2 protein-coding genes are annotated in these 1,387 nt (G+C 41.7%); both read right to left on the bottom strand.

The genetic code is table 11. The features are described 5' to 3' along the window. Nucleotides 1-338: 338 nt before the first annotated feature. Nucleotides 339-596, bottom strand: coding sequence for a hypothetical protein (locus KP803_RS21730; protein ID WP_248010943.1), 258 nt, complete (start codon nt 594-596; stop codon nt 339-341). Beyond that, the coding region (locus KP803_RS21725; protein WP_248010942.1) for an RHS repeat-associated core domain-containing protein at nt 589-1,387 on the bottom strand (799 nt) is incomplete at its 5' end. The genes KP803_RS21725 and KP803_RS21730, both read right to left, overlap by 8 nt.

Here is a 1,387-nt window from a genome sequence, read left to right as displayed (position 1 = left end):
TGAGTTATCTTCAAAAATAAAAATAGCCTAGCTAAAAAGCTAGACCACTCTCATCAATAAGAAGGCAAAATGAAAAATATGACCCTCATGACTTTAGATAAAACTCAAGTGATGGCATAAAAGGTAAAACCTGCATATCAGTAAGTCTGCTGGGATCTAGTGCTCAATACGAAGCCGAAGACCTGATGAGACCGATATGCGCGAATTCCATCAGGGCCAGAGGCGATAGCGTCTCACCCCAAGGCCGGATATATGGAAGCATATCTTTCTGTTTCACAAGTAGAATTTGTCTTGCAATACGAGGCGGACCCTATATGACCCCATACTCTTCTTTAGCTTTATGACTTTGTCGATAGCATCTTGCTCACTGCAATTAGATTTACAATGAGCATCGCTAACCAGAGTCCAAAGTCCAACCATGAAACTTCTAAGCTATTCTCTTCTAACACCGAAAATAAGCCGCCGACAATGATCAACTGAAAAATATAGATATATAACGTATACCTCTTTCCTGAACGATACATCAACACGAGCTTTCTCGATGAAAAGTACAAAACCGCTAAAATCACTGAAAAACCAATTGTAATACTAGTCATTACACTCACTTCTTAATAGAGATATCGTTGATGATGAAGTTCCGACGATTTCTACAGATAATGCTACAGCACCTGTTTGCTTTATTGCTCGCTCTAATTGCATGGGATCTTTTTTGATAAATAAAGGCCTTACAACGTTGCCTAGTTCGTTAACTTTCGGCACAAGTCTACTCAATCCGTACACAGAACCAGTTAAATCTAAACCGTAACTAATACCTTCTGCCCAAGTCTCACTAACGACATTTTCCAGCGCTTTTTGAGTCACAGTCTTATCATCTGTAATCGCTGCAACTAAATTATCTACACCTTTAGTTGATACTGCAATACCGACAGTAATTCCTAATCCTCCGCTCCCGTAAGCAATTGCAAAACCACCTACTATTTGGCCTGTAGCACCCACAACATTACCCGCTTTGACTAGATGTTCCACGAAATCATCAAATAAAGCCAACCCAAACGGATCCACCCAAACAAGTGGATTACCACTCACATACCCATACGCCAATTGTTGGCTTGGGTCGCGCAGCAGTTGATCCGCATTCAGCCCTGTAAACCTCATCAACTCATGCTGAATCTCTGTCGGCAAATAGGTGTTCTTGAAGTTCCAGTAATCAGGCTGCACAAAACGGCTGGTGTGTGGGTTGTACCAACGGGCATCAAGGTGAACTAAACCTGTATTACCATCAGTGTAACCGCCAGTGTACTGGTAAGGCATTAGTTGCCCTAGTTGCTTGTTGGCATTGACCCCAGCGTTTATCTTCCATTGCGTTTTGTCATTGTGCTTACGATAA

The sequence above is a fragment of the Vibrio amylolyticus genome (assembly GCF_023145695.1).
Classification (GTDB): domain Bacteria; phylum Pseudomonadota; class Gammaproteobacteria; order Enterobacterales; family Vibrionaceae; genus Vibrio; species Vibrio amylolyticus.
Note: the sequence above shows the minus strand (reverse complement) of the source record. Positions and strands in the feature narration are given on the sequence as shown.

Bases quoted from the DNA above. Each gene is read 5' to 3' on its own strand.
- KP803_RS21730 (WP_248010943.1), bottom strand. From the start codon at position 596: ATGACTAGTATTACAATTGGTTTTTCAGTGATTTTAGCGGTTTTGTAC.